Below are 20887 nucleotides of genomic sequence, written 5' to 3'. Positions count from 1 at the left end.
GACATGGGAATTGATTGGGAAGATATTTTAGGTGTAGAAGAAAATCTTGCCGAGGCTTACGATGATTTAGTTAACGAAGCCATGGATGATTATCTAGATGAATCAGATGAATGGCAACGCGGTAATAACAACTATTATGTCGTTGGTGTTTGGAATGGGGAGAAAGTTCGTTTTAAACATAAATGGGGTAATCATGAATTTTCTGAACAAGAAATAAACGATTTACTAAGTGATAAAGTGATTCGATTTCCCTATACTATAAATAAAAGAGAACAAGATATCGTTGGAAAATTGGAACATTTAGAGTATAAAGGGAGAAAGTATGTTGGATTTTCTCCATCTAATTGGAAAAAATAATTTTTAGTATTTAATTTAAAAATTTGTTTGAAATAGAAATTTGACCTTTTTTGACCTAGATATTATAATAGTCTTATCTTCAGTCATTTGACCAACAAAAATAAAACTCAAAAGGAGAAATGAATGATTCCTGTAGTTATTGAACAAACAAGCCGTGGAGAACGTTCTTACGATATTTACTCACGTCTTCTCAAAGACCGCATCATTATGCTGACAGGCCCAGTTGAAGACAACATGGCCAACTCAGTTATTGCCCAGTTGCTTTTCTTGGATGCCCAAGATAGTACAAAAGATATTTACCTTTATGTCAATACACCTGGGGGTTCCGTTTCAGCTGGTTTGGCAATCGTTGATACTATGAACTTTATCAAGGCTGATGTCCAAACTATCGTTATGGGGATGGCTGCATCTATGGGGACAGTTATCGCATCAAGTGGAGCAAAAGGCAAACGTTTCATGCTTCCAAATGCTGAGTACATGATTCACCAACCAATGGGGGGTACAGGTGGTGGTACTCAACAAACCGATATGGCGATCGCTGCAGAACACTTGCTTAAAACTCGTAATACCTTGGAAAAAATCTTGGCTGAAAATTCAGGTCAGTCAATCGAAAAAGTCCATGCAGATGCAGAACGCGATAACTGGATGAGTGCCCAAGAAACACTCGAATATGGCTTTATTGATGAAATCATGGCCAACAATTCATTGAACTAATGATCAAAGAAGGCAAACTCGACTGGGTTTGCTTTTTTTGGTATAATTAGGGAGAGATTTCTTAGAAAGAGGATTCATCATGTTTGAAAAAGTCAATCGATCTGGCTTGATTATCTATCTTTACTATAATCGTGATGCCAAAAAACTGCAGGATTATGGAGATATTACCTATCATTCCAAGAAACATCGTTACTTACAACTCTATGTTCCAACTCAAGAAGTGGAGCAATTGATTGGACACTTGAGCAAGGAAAAATTTATTAAAAAAGTTAGAGTTTGTCATATCCAAGAGTTGGAAACACCCTTTGTGGGCAATCTTTATCGAGAGGAAAACGTTATCATCGAAAAAGTTCAAGAAAAGTATTGACAATTTTCTGATAATTCGGTATATTCTTAACATGCTATTTATTTAAGAAATAAGGAGACAAAAAAGATGAAGAAAAAATTTGCCCTATCGTTTGTGGCGCTTGCAAGTGTAGCACTTCTTGCAGCCTGTGGAGAAGTGAAGTCCGGAGCGTCAAACGCTGCTGGTAACTCAGTAGATGAAAAGACAATCAAAATCGGATTTAACTTTGAAGAAACTGGTGCCGTAGCTGCCTACGGAACATCTGAACAAAAAGGTGCCCAACTTGCTGTTGATGAAATCAATGCTGCAGGTGGTATCGATGGAAAACAAATCGAAGTAGTCGATAAAGATAACAAGTCTGAAACAGCAGAGGCTGCTTCAGTAACAACTAACCTTGTAACCCAATCTAAAGTATCAGCAATCGTAGGACCTGCGACATCTGGTGCAACTGCAGCTGCGGTAGCTAACGCTACAAAAGCAGGTGTTCCATTAATCTCACCAAGTGCGACTCAAGATGGATTGACTAAAGGTCAAGATTACCTCTTTGTCGGAACTTTCCAAGATAGCTTCCAAGGAAAAATTATCTCAAACTATGTATCTGAAAAATTAAACGCTAAAAAAGTCGTTCTTTACACTGATAATGCCAGCGACTATGCTAAAGGTATTGCCAAATCCTTCCGCGAGTCATATAAAGGTGAAATCGTTGCAGATGAAACTTTCGTAGCAGGTGATACAGACTTCCAAGCAGCCCTTACAAAAATGAAAGAGAAAGACTTTGATGCCATCATCGTCCCTGGTTACTACACTGAAGCTGGTAAAATTGTAAACCAAGCGCGTGGTATGGGAATTGACAAACCAATCGTTGGAGGCGATGGATTTAACGGTGAAGAGTTTGTACAACAAGCAACTGCTGAAAAAGCATCAAACATCTACTTTATCTCAGGCTTCTCAACTACTGTAGAAGTTTCAGCTAAAGCAAAAGCTTTCCTTGATGCTTACCGTGCTAAGTACAATGAAGAGCCTTCAACATTTGCAGCCTTGGCTTATGACTCAGTTAACCTTGTAGCAAACGCAGCAAAAGGTGCTAAAAACTCTGGTGAAATCAAGGATAACCTTGCTAAAACAAAAGATTTTGAAGGTGTAACTGGTCAAACAAGCTTCGATGCAGACCACAACACAGTCAAAACTGCTTACATGATGACCATGAACAATGGTAAGGTTGAAGCAGCAGAAGTTGTAAAACCATAATAGAAAAATGTTGAAATAGGGAATGAGCCGCTGACTCACTCCCTGTTTCGATGTTTAAGAACCTATCAAAAAGTGAGGGGAAATCCTCGAAATTATAAATAGAAAGAGTGAATCTTATGCTCCAACAACTAGTAAATGGTTTGATTCTAGGTAGTGTATACGCGCTGTTAGCCCTAGGATATACCATGGTTTACGGAATTATCAAGCTCATCAACTTCGCCCATGGTGATATTTATATGATGGGAGCCTTTATCGGTTATTTCTTGATTAATTCTTTCCAAATGAATTTCTTTGTAGCTCTTATTGTAGCAATGCTAGCGACAGCCATTCTTGGTGTCGTGATTGAGTTCCTTGCTTACAGACCTTTGCGCCACTCTACTCGTATTGCTGTTTTGATTACGGCTATTGGGGTTTCCTTCCTACTTGAGTATGGAATGGTCTATCTGGTTGGTGCCAATACTCGTGCCTTCCCTCAAGCAATTCAAACAGTGCGCTATGATTTGGGTCCAATTAGCCTAACAAACGTTCAGTTAATGATTTTGGCCATTTCCTTGATTTTGATGATTTTGTTACAAGTCATTGTTCAAAAGACGAAGATGGGGAAAGCCATGCGTGCGGTATCCGTAGATAGCGATGCAGCGCAATTGATGGGGATTAATGTAAACCGTACTATCAGCTTTACCTTCGCTTTAGGTTCTGCTCTTGCGGGTGCGGCTGGTGTTCTGATTGCCCTTTATTATAACTCTCTTGAGCCTTTGATGGGGGTTACTCCAGGTCTTAAATCTTTCGTTGCCGCTGTACTTGGTGGTATTGGAATTATTCCTGGTGCGGCTCTTGGTGGTTTTGTGATTGGTCTATTGGAAACTTTTGCGACAGCCTTTGGAATGTCAGACTTCCGTGATGCCATTGTTTATGGAATCTTGTTGTTGATCTTGATTGTCCGCCCAGCTGGTATCCTTGGTAAAAATGTGAAAGAGAAGGTGTAAACGATGAAGGAAAATTTAAAAGTTAATATTCTATGGTTACTCCTTTTGTTAGCTGGCTATGGCTTGATTAGTGTATTGGTTTCAGTCGGAGTACTCAATCTATTCTATGTACAGGTTTTACAACAAATTGGAATTAATATTATTCTAGCTGTGGGTCTTAACCTAATCGTTGGTTTTTCAGGACAATTTTCACTTGGGCATGCTGGTTTCATGGCGATTGGTGCTTATGCCGCTGCTATTATTGGATCTAAATCACCAACCTACGGTGCCTTCTTTGGAGCTATGATTTTAGGTGCTTTGCTTTCAGGAGCAGTTGCCTTGCTTGTCGGAATTCCAACCTTGCGCTTGAAAGGGGACTATCTTGCGGTAGCAACTCTCGGTGTATCTGAAATTATCCGTATCTTTATCATCAATGGTGGAAGCCTTACAAATGGTGCAGCAGGTATCTTGGGAATTCCTAACTTTACAACTTGGCAGATGGTTTACTTCTTTGTCGTGATTACAACCATTGCAACCTTGAACTTCTTGCGTAGTCCAATTGGTCGTTCAACCCTCTCTGTTCGTGAGGATGAAATCGCTGCTGAGTCAGTTGGGGTTAATACGACAAAAATTAAAATCATCGCCTTTGTCTTTGGTGCTATTACTGCAAGTATTGCAGGGTCTCTTCAGGCAGGATTTATCGGTTCGGTTGTACCGAAAGATTACACCTTTATCAACTCAATCAACGTTTTGATTATTGTTGTCTTTGGTGGCCTTGGTTCCATTACAGGTGCCATTGTTTCAGCTATTGTTCTGGGAATTTTGAATATGCTTCTCCAAGATGTTGCTAGCGTGCGTATGATTATTTACGCTTTGGCCTTGGTATTGGTAATGATTTTCAGGCCAGGTGGACTCCTTGGAACATGGGAATTAAGTCTATCACGTTTCTTTAAAAAATCTAAGAAGGAGGAACAAAACTAATGGCATTACTTGAAGTAAAACAGTTAACCAAACATTTTGGCGGTCTAACAGCTGTTGGAGATGTGACTCTTGAATTGAACGAAGGGGAACTAGTTGGACTAATCGGTCCAAATGGAGCTGGGAAAACCACCCTTTTCAACCTCTTGACGGGTGTTTATGAACCAAGTGAGGGAACAGTTACCTTAGATGGTCACCTTTTGAATGGGAAGTCACCTTATAAGATTGCCTCTTTGGGACTTGGACGTACTTTCCAAAATATCCGTCTCTTTAAAGATTTAACAGTTTTGGACAATGTTTTAATTGCTTTTGGCAACCATCACAAACAACATGTTTTTGCTAGTTTCTTACGCTTACCAGCTTTTTACAAGAGTGAAAAAGAATTAAAGGCTAAAGCTTTGGAATTGTTGAAAATCTTTGATTTAGATGGTGATGCAGAGACTCTTGCTAAAAACCTCGCCTACGGACAACAACGTCGTTTGGAAATTGTTCGTGCCCTTGCTACGGAACCTAAAATTCTCTTTTTAGATGAACCAGCAGCAGGGATGAACCCACAGGAAACAGCAGAATTGACTGAGTTAATTCGTCGTATCAAAGATGAATTTAAAATTTCAATCATGTTGATTGAACACGATATGAATCTGGTCATGGATGTTACAGAACGTATCTACGTACTTGAATATGGTCGTTTGATTGCTCAAGGAACTCCGGACGAAATTAAGACCAATAAACGTGTTATCGAAGCTTATCTAGGAGGTGAAGCCTAATGTCGATGTTAAAAGTTGAAAATCTTTCTGTGCATTACGGTATGATCCAAGCAGTCCGTGATGTAAGCTTTGAAGTGAATGAAGGAGAGGTAGTTTCCCTTATCGGTGCCAATGGTGCAGGTAAGACAACCATTCTCCGTACCTTGTCTGGTTTGGTTAGACCGAGTTCAGGAAAGATTGAATTTTTAGGTCAAGAAATCCAAAAAATGCCGGCTCAGAAAATCGTGGCAGGTGGTCTTTCACAAGTTCCAGAAGGACGCCACGTCTTTCCTGGCTTGACTGTTATGGAAAATCTTGAAATGGGAGCTTTCTTAAAGAAAAATCGTGAAGAAAATCAAGCTAACTTGAAGAAGGTTTTCTCACGCTTTCCTCGTCTTGAAGAACGGAAGAACCAGGACGCAGCTACTCTTTCAGGAGGAGAACAACAAATGCTTGCCATGGGACGCGCTCTTATGTCAACACCAAAACTTCTTCTTTTAGATGAACCCTCAATGGGACTTGCCCCAATCTTTATTCAAGAGATTTTTGATATCATTCAAGATATCCAGAAGCAAGGAACAACCGTCCTCTTGATTGAACAAAATGCCAATAAAGCACTCGCAATCTCTGACCGAGGCTATGTACTGGAAACAGGGAAAATCGTCCTATCAGGAACAGGAAAAGAACTCGCCTCGTCAGAAGAAGTCAGAAAAGCATATCTAGGTGGCTAAAAAGGTCCGGGGGACCTTTTTAGTCGGTGGATGAAGATTCTGAAGCAATCATCAAATCCAGTGGATTGTTTTAGTCAGCAGATGAAGATTACGAAGTAATCATCATTATAGTCCGAGGGACCTTTTTAATCGGTGAATAGGGATTGCGAAGCAATCATCAGAATACAGTGGATTGTTTAAGTCAGCTTATTTAGATTGCAAACAAATCTACATCTACACTGAAAGATGAATTTCTAATAATTGAAAAAATCGAATGAAACGTTTTTTACCTTCATTCACAGAGCTCGATTTTAGAGCTCTTTTTGCTAGCTTATTCAAACTTTTCTGAATTTTGAAAAAGAAATGTAAGCGTTTGATAGTTTTACAAAAAGATTGTATAATAGGGATAAGAATAGAAAAGGAGAAGTCTCATGGCAGTTAAAGATTTTATGACCCGCAAGGTAGTGTATATTAGTCCAGATACAACAGTATCTCATGCAGCAGATTTGATGAGAGAGCAAGGGTTGCACCGCTTGCCTGTTATCGAAAATGATCAATTGGTTGGTTTGGTAACTGAAGGAACCATTGCCCAAACTAGTCCATCAAAAGCAACCAGTCTTTCTATCTATGAGATGAATTATCTTCTAAATAAGACAAAAGTAAAAGATGTGATGATTCGCGATGTTGTCACTGTTTCAGGCTATGCGAGTCTAGAGGATGCAACTTATCTGATGTTGAAAAATAAGATTGGTATTCTTCCTGTCGTTGATAACCATCAAGTATACGGAGTTATTACTGACCGTGACGTTTTTCAAGCCTTTCTTGAAATTGCTGGTTATGGTGAGGAAGGAATTCGTGTGCGCTTTGTTACGGAAAATGAAGTCGGCGTTCTTGGTAAGATTGTTTCTCTAATCGTTGAAGAAAATTTGAATATTTCCCATACAGTTAATATTCCGCGTAAAGATGGTAAGGTGATTATCGAAGTTCAAATCGAAGGGTCAATTGATTTACCAGCCTTGAAAGAAAAATTTGAGTCAGAGAATATTCAAGTAGAAGAGATTACTCGTACTTCAGCAAAAGTTTTGTAAGAAGGGAAGCCGAAAGGCTTCTTTTTTCATGAAAAGGGGAGTAGAGCAAAAGATGGAAAGAAATGATAGATTATGGTATAATAAAACGATATAAAAAAGGAGTATTTATGGACATTTCAGAAATTCGTCAGAAAATGGACGCAAATCGTGAAAAATTAGCTTCTTTCAGGGGGTCTCTTTGACCTCGAAGGTTTAGAGGAAGAGATTGCCATCTTGGAAAACAAGATGACAGAACCTGATTTTTGGAACGATAATATCGCGGCCCAAAAAACGTCGCAAGAATTAAATGAATTAAAAAACACCTATAACACCTTCCACAAAATGGAAGAGTTGCAGGATGAAGTTGAAATTTTATTGGACTTTTTAGCTGAAGATGAGTCGGTACATGAAGAATTGGTAACGCAGTTATCCGAACTTGATAAGATGATGACCAGTTACGAGATGACCTTGCTCTTGTCAGAACCTTATGACCATAATAATGCGATTTTGGAAATCCATCCAGGATCCGGTGGTACTGAGGCTCAGGACTGGGGTGATATGTTGCTTCGTATGTACACTCGCTATGGAAATGCTAAAGGCTTTAAAGTGGAAGTATTGGATTACCAAGCAGGAGATGAAGCTGGTATCAAGTCAGTAACCTTATCATTTGAAGGATCTAATGCCTATGGTCTCCTCAAGTCAGAAATGGGTGTGCACCGTTTGGTGCGAATCTCGCCATTTGACTCTGCTAAACGTCGCCATACCTCTTTCACATCTGTAGAAGTAATGCCAGAATTGGATGATACCATTGAAGTGGAAATCCGTGAAGATGATATCAAGATGGACACCTTCCGTTCAGGTGGTGCTGGTGGACAAAACGTCAATAAAGTTTCAACAGGAGTGCGTTTGACACACATTCCTACTGGGACTGTTGTCCAGTCAACGGTCGATCGTACCCAGTATGGAAATAGAGATCGAGCTATGAAGATGTTACAGGCTAAGCTCTATCAAATGGAGCAAGAGAAGAAAGCTGCGGAAGTAGATTCCCTCAAAGGTGAGAAAAAGGAAATCACATGGGGAAGCCAAATCCGTTCTTATGTCTTCACACCTTATACTATGGTAAAAGATCACCGAACTAGCTTTGAGGTTGCGCAGGTGGATAAGGTTATGGATGGGGACCTAGATGGTTTTATCGATGCTTATCTCAAGTGGCGAATCAGCTAAGATAGAAAGGAACTCACATGTCAATCATTGAAATGAGAGATGTCGTCAAAAAATACGACAACGGAACGACTGCCCTACGTGGTGTTTCGGTCAGCATTCAACCAGGAGAATTTGCCTATATCGTAGGTCCGTCAGGAGCTGGGAAATCAACCTTTATTCGTTCTTTGTATCGCGAAGTAAAAATCGAAAAAGGAAGCTTATCTGTTGCTGGTTTTAATCTAGTTAAAATAAAAAAGAAAGATGTCCCTCTCCTACGTCGTAGTGTTGGGGTTGTCTTCCAAGATTATAAACTGTTACCAAAGAAAACTGTTTATGAAAATATTGCCTATGCAATGGAAGTTATTGGTGAGAGCCGCCGTAATATCAAAAAACGTGTTATGGAAGTCTTAGACTTGGTTGGATTGAAACATAAGGTTCGTTCATTCCCAAATGAACTTTCAGGGGGAGAACAACAGCGTATTGCGATAGCGCGTGCTATTGTAAACAATCCCAAAGTATTGATTGCGGACGAACCAACAGGAAACTTGGACCCAGATAATTCATGGGAAATTATGAACTTGCTGGAACGCATCAATCTCCAAGGTACAACTGTCTTGATGGCTACCCACAACAGCCAGATTGTAAATACCTTGCGCCACCGTGTCATTGCCATTGAAAATGGCCGTGTCGTTCGTGACGAAGCTAAAGGAGAATATGGATACGATGATTAGTAGATTTTTTCGTCATTTATTTGAATCGTTAAAAAGTTTGAAACGAAATGGCTGGATGACAGTAGCTGCTGTCAGTTCAGTTATGATTACTTTGACCTTGGTTGCAATATTTGCATCTGTTATCTTTAATACGGCTAAACTAGCTACAGATATCGAAAATAATGTCCGAGTAATGGTATACATTCGTAAGGACGTAGCTGATAATAGTGAGACGATTGAAAAAGAAGGTCAAACTGTTACAAATAACGACTACCATAAGGTATATGATGCTTTGAAAGGTATGTCAACCGTTAAAAGTGTTACGTTTTCAAGTAAAGAAGAACAATATGAAAAATTAACCGAGACAATGGGGGACAACTGGAAAATCTTTGAAGGCGACGCCAATCCTCTCTATGATGCATATATTGTTGATACCAATACACCAAGTGATGTAAAGACAGTAGCAGAAGAGGCTAAAAAAATCGAAGGTGTGTCAGAAGTTCAAGATGGTGGAGCTAATACAGAACGCTTGTTTAAGTTAGCCTCATTTATTCGTGTCTGGGGACTAGTTATCGCTGGATTATTGATTTTCATTGCAGTGTTCTTGATTTCCAATACTATACGTATCACCATCATTTCACGAAGCCGTGAAATTCAAATCATGCGTTTAGTAGGTGCTAAGAACGGCTATATCCGCGGACCTTTCTTGCTTGAAGGTGCCTTCATCGGTTTGCTTGGAGCAACACTTCCATCAGTTCTGGTACTTATTGTTTATAAAATGGTTTACCAATCGGTTAATAAGTCATTGGTTGGTCAGAACCTTTCAATGATATCACCAGAAGTATTCAGTCCACTGATGATTGTCTTATTATTTGTGATTGGAATTTTTATCGGTTCAATTGGATCTGGAATTTCTATGCGCCGATTCTTGAAAATCTAAAATAAAATAGAAGTATATTTGAGGAGATTTTAATATCTCCTTTTTTACTACAAAAATTTTAGAAAAAAGTCTCCTTTTTTTATAAAAGCCTTTACAAAAAAATTAAAGTGGTATAATTGAATTATATAAAGTGCAAACGTTTTCGTAAAACGTTTGCCTAAATAAAAATAAAGGAGATTTGAATGATGAAAGATACATTCAAAAATGTCTTGTCTTTCGAGTTTTGGCAAAAATTCGGTAAGGCTTTGATGGTGGTTATCGCGGTTATGCCGGCTGCTGGTTTGATGATTTCAATCGGTAAGTCTATCGTGATGATTAACCCAACCTTTGCACCACTTGTTATTACTGGTGGTGTACTAGAACAAATCGGTTGGGGGGTTATCGTTAACCTTCATATCTTGTTCGCCCTAGCCATTGGAGGTAGCTGGGCTAAAGAACGTGCTGGTGGTGCTTTCGCCGCTGGTCTTGCCTTCATCTTGATTAACCGTATCACTGGTACAATCTTTGGCGTATCAGGCGATATGTTGAAAAATCCAGATGCTATGGTCACAACTCTCTTTGGTGGATCAATCAAAGTTGCTGATTACTTCATTAGTGTTATGGAAGCCCCAGCACTTAACATGGGTGTGTTCGTAGGGATTATCTCAGGTTTTATTGGAGCAACTGCTTACAACAAATACTACAACTTCCGTAAGCTTCCTGATGCACTTTCATTCTTTAACGGAAAACGTTTTGTACCGTTTGTAGTTATTCTTCGTTCAATAATTGCTGCAATTGTACTTGCTGCTTTCTGGCCAGTAGTTCAAACAGGTATCAATAGCTTTGGTATCTGGATTGCTAACTCACAAGAAACTGCTCCAATCCTTGCACCATTCTTGTATGGTACATTGGAACGTTTGCTCTTACCATTTGGTCTTCACCACATGTTGACTATCCCAATGAACTACACAGCTCTTGGTGGTACTTATGAGGTCTTAACTGGTGCAGCAAAAGGTAGCCAAGTATTTGGTCAAGATCCACTTTGGCTTGCATGGGTAACAGACCTTGTAAACCTTAAAGGTACTGATGCTACTCAATACCAACACTTGTTAGATACTGTTCACCCAGCTCGTTTCAAAGTTGGACAAATGATCGGTTCATTCGGTATCTTGATGGGTGTGATTGTGGCTATCTACCGTAATGTTGATGCTGACAAGAAACATAAATACAAAGGTATGATGATTGCGACAGCTCTTGCAACATTCTTGACAGGGGTTACTGAACCAATCGAATACATGTTCATGTTTGTAGCAACACCTATGTACCTTGTTTACTCACTTGTTCAAGGTGCGGCCTTCGCTATGGCTGACGTAGTAAACCTACGTATGCACTCATTCGGTTCAATTGAGTTCTTGACTCGTACACCTATTGCGATTAGCGCTGGTATCGGTATGGATATCGTTAACTTCGTTTGGGTAACTGTTCTCTTTGCTGTAATCATGTACTTTATCGCAAACTTCATGATTCAAAAATTCAACTACGCAACTCCAGGGCGTAACGGAAATTACGAAACTGCTGAAGGTTCAGAAGAAGCTAGCAGCGAAGTGAAAGTTGCAGCAGGTTCTCAAGCTGTAAACATTATCAACCTTCTTGGTGGACGTGCAAACATCGTTGATGTAGATGCATGTATGACCCGTCTTCGTGTAACTGTAAAAGATGCTGACAAAGTCGGTGATGCAGAACAATGGAAAGCAGAAGGAGCTATGGGTCTTGTCATGAAAGGACAAGGAGTTCAAGCTATCTACGGTCCAAAAGCAGACGTATTGAAATCTGATATCCAAGATATCCTTGATTCAGGTGAAATCATTCCTGAAACTCTTCCAAGTCAAATGACTGAAGTGCAACAAAACACTGTACACTACAAAGGTGTAACAGAGGAAGTTTACTCAGTAGCAGACGGTCAAGTTATTGCTTTGGAACAAGTAAAAGATCCAGTATTTGCTCAAAAAATGATGGGCGACGGATTTGCTGTAGAACCTGCAAATGGAAACATTGTATCTCCAGTTTCAGGTACTGTATCAAGCATCTTCCCTACAAAACATGCTCTTGGTCTTGTGACTGAAGCAGGTCTTGAAGTACTTGTTCACATTGGTTTAGACACAGTAAGTCTTGAAGGAAAACCATTTACTGTTCATGTAGCTGAAGGACAAAAAGTTGCAGCAGGTGATCTTCTTGTCACAGCTGACTTGGATGCTATCCGTGCAGCAGGTCGTGAAACTTCAACAGTAGTTGTCTTCACAAATGCTGAAGCTATTAAATCAGTTAAATTAGAAAAAACAGGTTCTCTTGCAGCTAAAACAGCAGTTGCTAAAGTAGAATTGTAATATACTTGAGGTTGGAAGCTGTTTTCCAACCTCTTGTTTTGGGAGAAAAGCATGAAATTTTTAACACTCAATACTCATAGCTGGATGGAAAAAGAAGCTGAGGAAAAATTCCAGCTCTTGCTTGAAGATATTCTTGATAAAGACTATGATTTGATTTGTTTCCAAGAAATCAATCAGGAGATCACTTCACCAGAGGTGGAGGTTAATGACCTTTATCAAGCTTTGCCAGCTGCTGAGCCTATTCACCAAGACCATTATGTTAGACTTTTGGTTGAAAAGTTGTCTGAGCAAGGAAAAGATTACTACTGGACTTGGGCCTATAACCATATCGGTTATGACCGCTATCATGAAGGTGTGGCTATCTTGTCTAAAACACCTATTGAAGCAAGAGAAATTTTGGTTTCAGATGTGGATGATCCAACAGACTATCATACTCGCCGTGTCGCCCTGGCTGAAACTGTAGTCGATGGTAATGAACTTGCAGTTGCCAGTGTCCACCTTTCTTGGTGGGATAAAGGTTTCCAAGAAGAATGGGCACGATTTGAGGCTGTCTTGAAAGAATTGAACAAGCCACTTTTGCTTGCTGGAGATTTCAACAACCCAGCTGGTCAGGAAGGTTACCAAGCTATTTTAGCTAGTCCATTAGGCTTACAAGACGCATTTGTAGTTGCTCAAGAGAAAAGTGGTAGCTATACTGTTCCACCAGAAATTGATGGCTGGAAAGGGAACACTGAACCCCTTCGAATCGACTATGTTTTTACTACCCAAGAGTTAGAGGTGGAAAAATTACATGTCGTATTTGATGGTAACAAGAGTCCACAAGTTAGTGATCACTATGGCTTGAATGCTATTTTAAACTGGAAATAATGACTGAAAAGAGGTTGGAATTATAACATTCCAGTCTTTTTTTGACTAGAAAAGCTACTGGAAATAGCCTAAAAAAGTGAGACTACTGAAATGGAATAAAATATGGTATAATTGATAGGATAGATAGAATCGAGGATATTATGTCATTTACGAAATTTCAATTTAAAAAATATATTAGTGAAGCCTTGGAGGAGTTGAAATTTACAACTCCAACAGAGGTTCAAGACAAGCTGATTCCTATTGTTTTAGCAGGTCGTGACCTAGTCGGTGAATCAAAAACAGGTTCGGGTAAGACTCACACTTTCCTATTGCCGATTTTCCAGCAATTAGATGAAGCCAGCGATAGTGTTCAAGCAGTCATTACTGCACCGAGCCGAGAATTAGCTACTCAAATTTACCAAGCAGCTCGTCAGATTGCAGCCCACTCAGAGGTAGAAATTCGTGTGGTTAATTATGTGGGTGGTACAGATAAGGCTCGCCAGATTGACAAATTGGCAAGTAACCAGCCTCATATTGTTATCGGAACGCCTGGCCGTATTTATGACTTAGTTAAGTCTGGTGACCTAGCTATTCACAAGGCTAAGACCTTTGTGGTCGATGAGGCAGATATGACCTTGGATATGGGATTCTTGGAAACTGTTGATAAGATTGCTGGAAGCCTTCCAAAAGACTTGCAATTCATGGTCTTCTCAGCGACTATTCCACAAAAACTGCAACCATTCTTGAAAAAATACTTATCAAATCCTGTTATGGAGAAAATCAAGACCAAAACGGTCATTTCTGATACCATTGATAATTGGTTGATTTCGACCAAGGGCCGAGATAAGAATGCTCAAATTTACCAGTTGACTCAGTTGATGCAACCGTATTTGGCAATGATTTTTGTGAACACTAAAACGCGTGCTGATGAATTGCATTCATATCTGACTGCTCAAGGCTTGAAGGTGGCAAAAATCCATGGGGATATTGCCCCTCGTGAGCGCAAACGTATCATGAACCAGGTTAAAAATCTGGATTTTGAGTATATTGTCGCAACAGATTTGGCAGCGCGTGGAATTGACATTGAAGGTGTCAGCCATGTCATCAATGATGCCATTCCGCAAGATTTGTCCTTCTTTGTTCATCGTGTTGGTCGTACTGGACGAAATGGCCTACCAGGTACAGCTATTACCCTTTATCAGCCAAGTGATGATTCGGATATCCGTGAGTTGGAGAAATTGGGAATCAAGTTTACTCCTAAGATGGTCAAAGACGGGGAATTTCAAGATACTTATGACCGTGATCGTCGTGCCAACCGTGAGAAAAAACAAGATAAACTTGATATCGAAATGATTGGTTTGGTTAAAAAGAAAAAGAAAAAAGTCAAACCAGGTTATAAGAAGAAAATTAAATGGGCGGTTGATGAAAAACGCCGCAAAACCAAACGCGCTGAAAATCGTGCTCGTGGCCGTGCAGAGCGTAAAGCAAAACGTCAAACATTTTAATAGTAATTGTTGGAGTACTGAGCTCCAACTTTTTTATTTACCAGAACGAACTATCTAAACAGAAACACTACATTAAAGACTGCAAATTGCGCTTAAAAATGGTATAATGGAAAAGTTATATAGTCCCGATAAGATGGTAGGTATTTATGACTAAGAGTTTTCCTATCAGTACTTTGTAACTCGCAAAGAATGACGACTCCAAAGTAGTCGCTCGTCATTCTACGATTGCCGCTATAGGGCGGTCACCCTATGCGCCTTACTAGCTTCAGAAATAAAAAAGTATCGTTTTTATTTCTTTCGCGTCGTAACTCTTAGAAAATGAAAATACCTATCAGTACTTTGTAACTCTATAACACTATTTTTAAGGGGGGACATTTTTATGTCAGAACGTAAATTATTCACGTCTGAGTCTGTATCTGAGGGGCATCCAGATAAGATTGCAGACCAAATTTCAGATGCGATTTTGGATGCTATTTTAGCTAAGGATCCAGATGCGCACGTTGCTGCTGAGACAGCTGTATATACTGGTTCCGTTCATGTTTTTGGTGAAATATCTACAAATGCCTATGTGGATATTAACCGCGTGGTTCGTGATACCATTGCAGAGATTGGCTATACCAATACAGAGTATGGTTTTTCTGCTGAGACAGTGGGAGTTCATCCGTCACTTGTTGAGCAGTCACCTGACATTGCCCAAGGTGTTAACGAAGCCTTGGAGGTTCGTGGAAATGCAGACCAAGATCCATTGGACTTAATTGGAGCTGGAGACCAAGGGCTCATGTTTGGATTTGCAGTGGATGAAACAGAAGAACTCATGCCATTGCCAATCTCACTTAGTCATAAGTTGGTTCGTCGTTTGGCAGAACTTCGTAAGTCTGGTGAAATAAGCTATCTTCGCCCAGATGCTAAGTCACAAGTTACGGTTGAGTACGATGAAAATGACCGTCCAGTACGTGTGGACACAGTTGTTATTTCAACTCAGCACGATCCAGAAGTCAGCAACGAACAAATTCACAATGATGTCATTAACAAGGTTATCAAAGAGGTTATTCCAGCCTCTTACTTGGATACGCAAACAAAATTCTTCATCAATCCAACTGGTCGTTTTGTAATCGGTGGACCTCAAGGGGACTCAGGTTTGACTGGTCGTAAGATTATCGTAGATACTTATGGTGGCTACTCTCGTCACGGTGGTGGTGCCTTCTCTGGTAAAGATGCGACTAAGGTGGACCGTTCAGCCTCTTATGCGGCTCGTTATATTGCTAAGAATATCGTTGCAGCAGGTCTTGCTAAGAAGGCAGAAGTGCAGTTGGCCTATGCTATCGGTGTTGCGCAACCTGTTTCTGTTCGTATCGATACCTTTGGTACAGGAACAGTAGCTGAAAGTAAGCTTGAAAAAGCAGCCCGTCAAATCTTTGACCTTCGCCCTGCAGGAATTATCCAAATGCTGGACCTCAAGCGTCCAATTTACCGTCAAACAGCGGCTTATGGACACATGGGACGTACAGATATTGACCTTCCATGGGAACGTTTGGACAAGGTAGATGCTTTGAAAGAAGCAGTAAAATAAAATCTTAAGAGGGGGACTTCCTCTCTTTTTAATATACCATTTCCTCTAAAATCATTGAAATTATAGCCTGAATTTGATATGATGGTTCTATGGATAAAAGTAGAGCAAATCGTGTTGAGCACGATAAAAAGAGAATCGGTTTAATAGCCCTGATAGCTATCTTTTCAGTAAGTATTTGTGTCCTTGGTTCAATGATTGGATACAAAGTATATACAAAGCAAAGTTTCGAACAAAAAATTGAGTCTTTAAAAAATGATAAAGATAATCAATTGAGTGAGGGAAATCAGAAAGATCATTTTCGTATGGGACAAGCAGAAGTAATTGCCTATTATCCTCTCCAAGGGGAGCAAGTGATTTCATCTGTACAAGAAATTATGATACAGGATATTAAGGAAAATCTGGCAGACAAGGAAAATCTGGTTTTTTATTATACGGAGAAACAGGATTCGACTTTAAAAGGGATTGTCAACCGAAGTGTGATAAAACAAGTCTATGATTTAACTTCGTCAAAAGTTGAAGAGACTGAAAAAACTAGTCTGGCAAAAGTCCATTTGACAGAAGATGGCAAATCTTTTACACTTGATCAATTATTTTCAGATGCTAGTAAAGCCAAAGAGAAACTGATAAAAGAAATGACCTCTTTCTTACAGGATAAGAAATTGGAGCAAGAAAAGATTGATCAGCTTGTTAAAAGCTTCTCTGACCAAGACTTGTCTGCATGGAATTTTGATTACAAGGATAGTCAGATTATCCTTTATCCAAGTCAGTCAGTTGAAAATCTAGACGAGATTGCCTTGCCAGTATCTAGTTTCTTTGAAGTTATTCAGTCCTCTTATTTATTAGATAAGGATGCAGAGCTATATAAGGCTTATTATGAAAAGAAAAATCGTAAAGTAGTAGCCTTGACTTTTGATGATGGACCAAATCCTGCAACGACAAATCAAGCATTAGATACTCTTTCTAAGTATGGTATCAAGGCAACTTTCTTTGTTCTAGGTAAGAATGTTTCTGGAAATGAAGAGATTTTGAAACGCATGAAATCGGATGGACATGTCATTGGAAACCATAGTTGGAGTCATCCAGTGCTTTCAAAACTTTCCCTTGATGAAGCTAAAAAACAAATTACTGATACTGAGGATGCGCTAACTAAAGTGTTGGGTTCTAGTTCCAAACTCATGCGTCCACCTTATGGAGCCATTACAGACGACATTCGCAATAGCTTAGATTTGAGTTTTATTATGTGGGATGTAGATAGTCTGGACTGGAAGAGTAAAAATGAAGCATCTATTTTGACAGAAATTCAGCGTGAAGTCAAGAATGGTTCTATTATTCTCATGCATGATATCCATGCTGAAACAGTGAATGCTCTGCCGAAGGTTATTGACTATTTGAAAGGGCAAGGTTATGACTTTGTTACCGTACCAGATTTGTTAGACTCTCGTCTTAAAGCTCATCAGCTCTATTACGACCGCAATCAATAATACACAAAATCTAAAGAGAAAAGTTTTCCTTGAAAATTTGGCTCTTTGGATTTTCTTCTCATAGAAAGGAAAAATAATGAAATCTTATACTTTAAACAATGGTGTTACAATTCCAGTACTGGGATTTGGAACCTGGAAAGCTGAAAATGGAGAGATTGCCTACAAAGCAGTTTTAGAGGCTTTAAAGGCAGGCTATCGCCATATCGATACGGCAGCTATTTATAAAAATGAAGAAAGCGTTGGTCGTGCTATTCAAGATAGTGGCGTTCCGCGTGAGGAAATTTTTGTAACCAGCAAACTCTGGAATACAAATCATAGCTATGAGCAAGCTCGTCAGGCTTTTGAAGAGTCTTTAGAGAAGCTAGGCTTGGAATACTTGGATTTGTATTTGATTCATTGGCCAAATCCAAAACCACTCAGAGAAAATAACCATTGGAAAATCCGAAATTCAGAAGTTTGGAGAGCGATGGAGGATCTTTACCTAGAAGGCAAAATCCGTGCTATCGGTGTTAGTAATTTTCTTCCCCATCATTTGGATGTCTTGCTTGAAACAGCAAAAATTCTTCCAGCGGTCAATCAAGTTCGTTTGGCTCCAGGTGTGTATCAAGAGGAAGTCGTAGATTACTGTCGGGAAAAAGGAATTTTATTGGAAGCTTGGGGACCTTTTGGTCAGGGAGAACTGTTTGATAACAAGCAAGTGCAAGAAATAGCTGAAAATCACGGAAAGTCTGTTGCTCAGATAGCCTTGACATGGAGCTTAGCAGAAGGATTTTTACCCCTTCCGAAATCTGTTACAGCATCTCGTATTCAGGCTAATCTTGATTGTTTCGGAATTGAGCTGAATCATGAGGAACGTGAAACCTTAAAAACAATTGCTGTTCAGTCTGGTGCTCCACGAGTTGATGATATGGATTTCTAGAAAATCATAAAAAAATTGTACATTGTTCTAATTTTTGATATAATAGTCAGCAGGAAAGAAAGTCTTATGGCGTTCTTCAAGCGAGCTTGGGATAGTGGGAGCCAAGTAGGACAAAATAAAGAGCTGGCGCTTTCTGTAGTATTTTCAAAAACAATGAAGTAATAAATTAGGGTGGAACCGCGTTTCTGACGCCCCTAGGTTAAATCAACCTAGGATTGTCGGACGCGGTTCTTTCGCTTATTCAGTCTATTATGTGAAAGAAAGGAGAGACGTGGAAAACCTTTATCTTGTAAAAGACGATAGTCAACTAGCTACATTTCGTGATTTTGTAGTAAGAAATACTGAAAAGTTGAAAGATTATCAATCTTTTTTAAAGAATGAACTTGCAGTCTGTGATTTACCGCAAGCCGTTATTTGGTCAAGTTTTAATGCTGCTACACAGATTATTAGGGAAAGTGCTGTTCCAGCCTATACAAATAATAGACGAATGGTTATGACGCCTGATTTAGCTGTTTGGAAAGAGTTGTATTTGTATCAGTTGATGGACTACGAGTGTTCTGAGCAAACTCAAGCAATAGAAAGTCACTATCATTCTTTATCTGAAAATTTCCTCTTACAGATTGTAGGACATGAGTTAGCTCATTGGTCGGAGCATTTTTTAGATGATTTTGATGGTTATGACTCTTATATCTGGTTCGAAGAGGGGATGGTTGAATATATTAGTCGCAAGTATTTCTTGACAGAAGAGGAATTTCAGGCGGAAAAAATTTGTAATCAATCTCTTGTAGAACTTTTTCAGAAGAAGTGTGGTTGGCATTCATTGAATGATTTTGGTTCTTCGACTTATGATAAGAACTATGCAAGTATTTTTTACGAATACTGGCGTAGTTTTTTGACAATAGATAAGTTGGTAGAAAATCTAGGTAGTGTACAAGCGGTCTTCGATTCTTATCATTTATGGGCAAATACAGATAAAACTCTTCCCTTGTTAAATTGGTTTGTTCAGCAGAAATTAATTGAAAAAGAAATATAAAAACTAAAGGAGTAAACAATGTCTAAAAAATTGACTTTCCACTGCGTCAGTGGCAGAAACCTCCTTATAGTCGGACTGCCCCAGGCTCAGCACTAGAGTGCTGAGCTAGACGCAGTACTAACTCGTCTTGCCTCGTATGATCGACGAGGCAGACTCGTGTCGCAAGTAATTTATAGAAAAAGGAGTAAACAATGTCTAAGAAATTAACATTTCAAGAAATTATTTTGACTTTGCAACAATTTTGGAATGACCAAGGTTGTATGCTTATGCAGGCTTATGATAATGAAAAAGGTGCTGGAACAATGAGTCCTTACACTTTCCTTCGTGCTATCGGACCTGAGCCATGGAATGCAGCTTATGTAGAGCCATCACGTCGTCCTGCTGACGGTCGTTATGGGGAAAACCCTAACCGTCTCTACCAACACCACCAATTTCAAGTGGTCATGAAGCCATCTCCATCAAATATCCAGGAACTTTACCTTGAGTCTTTGGAAAAATTGGGAATCAATCCTTTGGAACACGATATTCGTTTCGTTGAGGACAACTGGGAAAACCCATCTACTGGATCTGCAGGTCTTGGTTGGGAAGTTTGGCTTGATGGGATGGAAATCACTCAGTTTACTTATTTCCAACAAGTCGGTGGATTAGCAACTGGCCCTGTGACTGCGGAAGTTACCTATGGTTTGGAACGCTTGGCTTCTTATATTCAGGAAGTAGACTCTGTCTATGATATCGAATGGGCTGATGGTGTAAAATATGGAGAAATCTTCATCCAGCCTGAGTACGAACACTCAAAATATTCGTTTGAAATTTCTGACCAAGAAATGTTGCTGGAAAACTTTGATAAGTTTGAAAAAGAAGCTGGTCGTGCCTTGGAAGAAGGATTGGTACATCCTGCCTATGACTATGTTCTCAAATGTTCACATACCTTTAACCTGCTTGATGCGCGTGGTGCCGTATCTGTAACCGAACGCGCAGGCTATATCGCCCGTATCCGTAACTTGGCCCGTGTCGTAGCCAAAACCTTTGTCGCAGAACGCAAACGCCTAGGCTACCCACTTTTAGATGAAGCAACACGAGCTAAACTCTTAGCAGAAGACGCGGAATAAAGAGAGTGACAAATTACGAAAATGGGCGAACAGTGTGAGCCCTGAACCAGTTGCCGCAGTGATGAAGGTATCCTTAG

The 20887-nt window shown here is 39.6% G+C and carries 20 protein-coding genes; all 20 read left to right on the top strand.

Translation table 11 applies throughout. The features are described 5' to 3' along the window. Window positions 1-3 precede the first annotated feature (3 nt). The 20 genes from SK637_RS06460 (at window position 4) to glyQ (ending at window position 20810) form a co-directional block, all read left to right on the top strand. Window positions 4-357, top strand: coding sequence for a hypothetical protein (locus SK637_RS06460; RefSeq protein WP_033689036.1), 354 nt, complete (start codon window positions 4-6; stop codon window positions 355-357). Between the two features lie 123 nt (window positions 358-480). Next, entirely contained in the window at window positions 481-1071 is a 591-nt protein-coding gene (clpP, locus tag SK637_RS06455; protein WP_000613475.1) for an ATP-dependent Clp protease proteolytic subunit ClpP, read from the top strand. Between the two features lie 79 nt (window positions 1072-1150). Beyond that, window positions 1151-1438: a YlbG family protein gene (locus SK637_RS06445; RefSeq protein ID WP_033689035.1), complete on the top strand. Its 288-nt coding sequence runs from the start codon at window positions 1151-1153 to the stop codon at window positions 1436-1438. A gap of 66 nt (window positions 1439-1504) precedes the next feature. After that, window positions 1505-2665, top strand: a complete 1161-nt coding sequence (locus SK637_RS06440) for an ABC transporter substrate-binding protein (RefSeq protein WP_033689034.1) — start codon at window positions 1505-1507, stop codon at window positions 2663-2665. Window positions 2666-2781: 116 nt separating this feature from the next. After that, the gene (locus SK637_RS06435) at window positions 2782-3651 is read left to right on the top strand and encodes a branched-chain amino acid ABC transporter permease (RefSeq protein WP_000941421.1); all 870 of its coding nucleotides are present in this window, start codon (window positions 2782-2784) and stop codon (window positions 3649-3651) included. A 3-nt stretch (window positions 3652-3654) separates the two neighbouring features. After that, window positions 3655-4611 (top strand): branched-chain amino acid ABC transporter permease, encoded by a 957-nt coding sequence (locus SK637_RS06430; RefSeq protein WP_033689033.1) that lies wholly within the window; start codon window positions 3655-3657, stop codon window positions 4609-4611. Further along, complete coding sequence (locus SK637_RS06425; protein ID WP_033689032.1) at window positions 4611-5375, top strand: ABC transporter ATP-binding protein; 765 nt, start codon at window positions 4611-4613, stop codon at window positions 5373-5375. Before SK637_RS06430 ends, SK637_RS06425 begins: the two co-directional genes overlap by 1 nt. Beyond that, a complete protein-coding gene (locus SK637_RS06420; protein ID WP_000062219.1) occupies window positions 5375-6085 on the top strand; it encodes an ABC transporter ATP-binding protein in 711 nt (236 codons plus the stop codon). Before SK637_RS06425 ends, SK637_RS06420 begins: the two co-directional genes overlap by 1 nt. A 410-nt stretch (window positions 6086-6495) precedes the next feature. Continuing rightward, window positions 6496-7152 carry a CBS domain-containing protein gene (locus SK637_RS06415; protein ID WP_033689031.1) on the top strand — a complete coding sequence of 219 codons (657 nt, stop codon included), beginning with the start codon at window positions 6496-6498 and terminating at the stop codon, window positions 7150-7152. Window positions 7153-7259: 107 nt separating this feature from the next. After that, window positions 7260-8355, top strand: a protein-coding gene (gene prfB / locus SK637_RS06405) for a peptide chain release factor 2 (protein ID WP_135783540.1) whose coding sequence is annotated in 2 segments (ribosomal slippage) — window positions 7260-7331 and window positions 7333-8355 — 1095 coding nt in all. Because the reading frame shifts where the segments join, the coding sequence is not laid out codon by codon here. A 17-nt stretch (window positions 8356-8372) separates the two neighbouring features. After that, window positions 8373-9065 carry a cell division ATP-binding protein FtsE gene (gene ftsE / locus SK637_RS06400; protein ID WP_000022260.1) on the top strand — a complete coding sequence of 231 codons (693 nt, stop codon included), beginning with the start codon at window positions 8373-8375 and terminating at the stop codon, window positions 9063-9065. Then, window positions 9058-9984: a permease-like cell division protein FtsX gene (gene ftsX, locus SK637_RS06395; protein WP_033689029.1), complete on the top strand. Its 927-nt coding sequence runs from the start codon at window positions 9058-9060 to the stop codon at window positions 9982-9984. The genes ftsE and ftsX overlap by 8 nt, the downstream gene beginning before the upstream one ends. A 182-nt stretch (window positions 9985-10166) precedes the next feature. Continuing rightward, window positions 10167-12347, top strand: coding sequence for a PTS transporter subunit IIBC (locus SK637_RS06390; RefSeq protein WP_080710517.1), 2181 nt, complete (start codon window positions 10167-10169; stop codon window positions 12345-12347). Between the two features lie 51 nt (window positions 12348-12398). Further along, window positions 12399-13214: an endonuclease/exonuclease/phosphatase family protein gene (locus SK637_RS06385; RefSeq protein WP_033689028.1), complete on the top strand. Its 816-nt coding sequence runs from the start codon at window positions 12399-12401 to the stop codon at window positions 13212-13214. Window positions 13215-13354: 140 nt separating this feature from the next. Further along, window positions 13355-14698 (top strand): DEAD/DEAH box helicase, encoded by a 1344-nt coding sequence (locus SK637_RS06380; RefSeq protein ID WP_033689026.1) that lies wholly within the window; start codon window positions 13355-13357, stop codon window positions 14696-14698. A 379-nt stretch (window positions 14699-15077) separates the two neighbouring features. Continuing rightward, on the top strand, window positions 15078-16268 hold the full coding sequence (metK, locus tag SK637_RS06370; protein ID WP_033689025.1) for a methionine adenosyltransferase: 1191 nt from the start codon (window positions 15078-15080) through the stop codon (window positions 16266-16268). Between the two features lie 89 nt (window positions 16269-16357). Continuing rightward, entirely contained in the window at window positions 16358-17749 is a 1392-nt protein-coding gene (gene pgdA / locus SK637_RS06365; RefSeq protein ID WP_050489877.1) for a peptidoglycan-N-acetylglucosamine deacetylase PgdA, read from the top strand. 76 nt (window positions 17750-17825) lie between these two features. After that, complete coding sequence (locus tag SK637_RS06360; protein WP_033689024.1) at window positions 17826-18668, top strand: aldo/keto reductase; 843 nt, start codon at window positions 17826-17828, stop codon at window positions 18666-18668. A gap of 271 nt (window positions 18669-18939) precedes the next feature. After that, window positions 18940-19701 (top strand): elongation factor Tu, encoded by a 762-nt coding sequence (locus tag SK637_RS06355; protein WP_033689023.1) that lies wholly within the window; start codon window positions 18940-18942, stop codon window positions 19699-19701. Between the two features lie 191 nt (window positions 19702-19892). Beyond that, window positions 19893-20810, top strand: a complete 918-nt coding sequence (gene glyQ / locus SK637_RS06350) for a glycine--tRNA ligase subunit alpha (protein WP_000038733.1) — start codon at window positions 19893-19895, stop codon at window positions 20808-20810. Window positions 20811-20887 lie beyond the last annotated feature (77 nt).

The organism is Streptococcus mitis, assembly GCF_000722765.2.
In the GTDB taxonomy this organism is placed as follows: Bacteria; Bacillota; Bacilli; order Lactobacillales; family Streptococcaceae; genus Streptococcus; species Streptococcus mitis_AQ.
Note: the sequence above shows the minus strand (reverse complement) of the source record. Positions and strands in the feature narration are given on the sequence as shown.

Bases quoted from the DNA above. Each gene is read 5' to 3' on its own strand.
- SK637_RS06460 (WP_033689036.1), top strand. From the start codon at position 4: ATGGGAATTGATTGGGAAGATATTTTAGGTGTAGAAGAAAATCTTGCC.
- clpP (WP_000613475.1), top strand. From the start codon at position 481: ATGATTCCTGTAGTTATTGAACAAACAAGCCGTGGAGAACGTTCTTAC.
- SK637_RS06445 (WP_033689035.1), top strand. From the start codon at position 1,151: ATGTTTGAAAAAGTCAATCGATCTGGCTTGATTATCTATCTTTACTAT.
- SK637_RS06440 (WP_033689034.1), top strand. From the start codon at position 1,505: ATGAAGAAAAAATTTGCCCTATCGTTTGTGGCGCTTGCAAGTGTAGCA.
- SK637_RS06435 (WP_000941421.1), top strand. From the start codon at position 2,782: ATGCTCCAACAACTAGTAAATGGTTTGATTCTAGGTAGTGTATACGCG.
- SK637_RS06430 (WP_033689033.1), top strand. From the start codon at position 3,655: ATGAAGGAAAATTTAAAAGTTAATATTCTATGGTTACTCCTTTTGTTA.
- SK637_RS06425 (WP_033689032.1), top strand. From the start codon at position 4,611: ATGGCATTACTTGAAGTAAAACAGTTAACCAAACATTTTGGCGGTCTA.
- SK637_RS06420 (WP_000062219.1), top strand. From the start codon at position 5,375: ATGTCGATGTTAAAAGTTGAAAATCTTTCTGTGCATTACGGTATGATC.
- SK637_RS06415 (WP_033689031.1), top strand. From the start codon at position 6,496: ATGGCAGTTAAAGATTTTATGACCCGCAAGGTAGTGTATATTAGTCCA.
- ftsE (WP_000022260.1), top strand. From the start codon at position 8,373: ATGTCAATCATTGAAATGAGAGATGTCGTCAAAAAATACGACAACGGA.
- ftsX (WP_033689029.1), top strand. From the start codon at position 9,058: ATGATTAGTAGATTTTTTCGTCATTTATTTGAATCGTTAAAAAGTTTG.
- SK637_RS06390 (WP_080710517.1), top strand. From the start codon at position 10,167: ATGATGAAAGATACATTCAAAAATGTCTTGTCTTTCGAGTTTTGGCAA.
- SK637_RS06385 (WP_033689028.1), top strand. From the start codon at position 12,399: ATGAAATTTTTAACACTCAATACTCATAGCTGGATGGAAAAAGAAGCT.
- SK637_RS06380 (WP_033689026.1), top strand. From the start codon at position 13,355: ATGTCATTTACGAAATTTCAATTTAAAAAATATATTAGTGAAGCCTTG.
- metK (WP_033689025.1), top strand. From the start codon at position 15,078: ATGTCAGAACGTAAATTATTCACGTCTGAGTCTGTATCTGAGGGGCAT.
- pgdA (WP_050489877.1), top strand. From the start codon at position 16,358: ATGGATAAAAGTAGAGCAAATCGTGTTGAGCACGATAAAAAGAGAATC.
- SK637_RS06360 (WP_033689024.1), top strand. From the start codon at position 17,826: ATGAAATCTTATACTTTAAACAATGGTGTTACAATTCCAGTACTGGGA.
- glyQ (WP_000038733.1), top strand. From the start codon at position 19,893: ATGTCTAAGAAATTAACATTTCAAGAAATTATTTTGACTTTGCAACAA.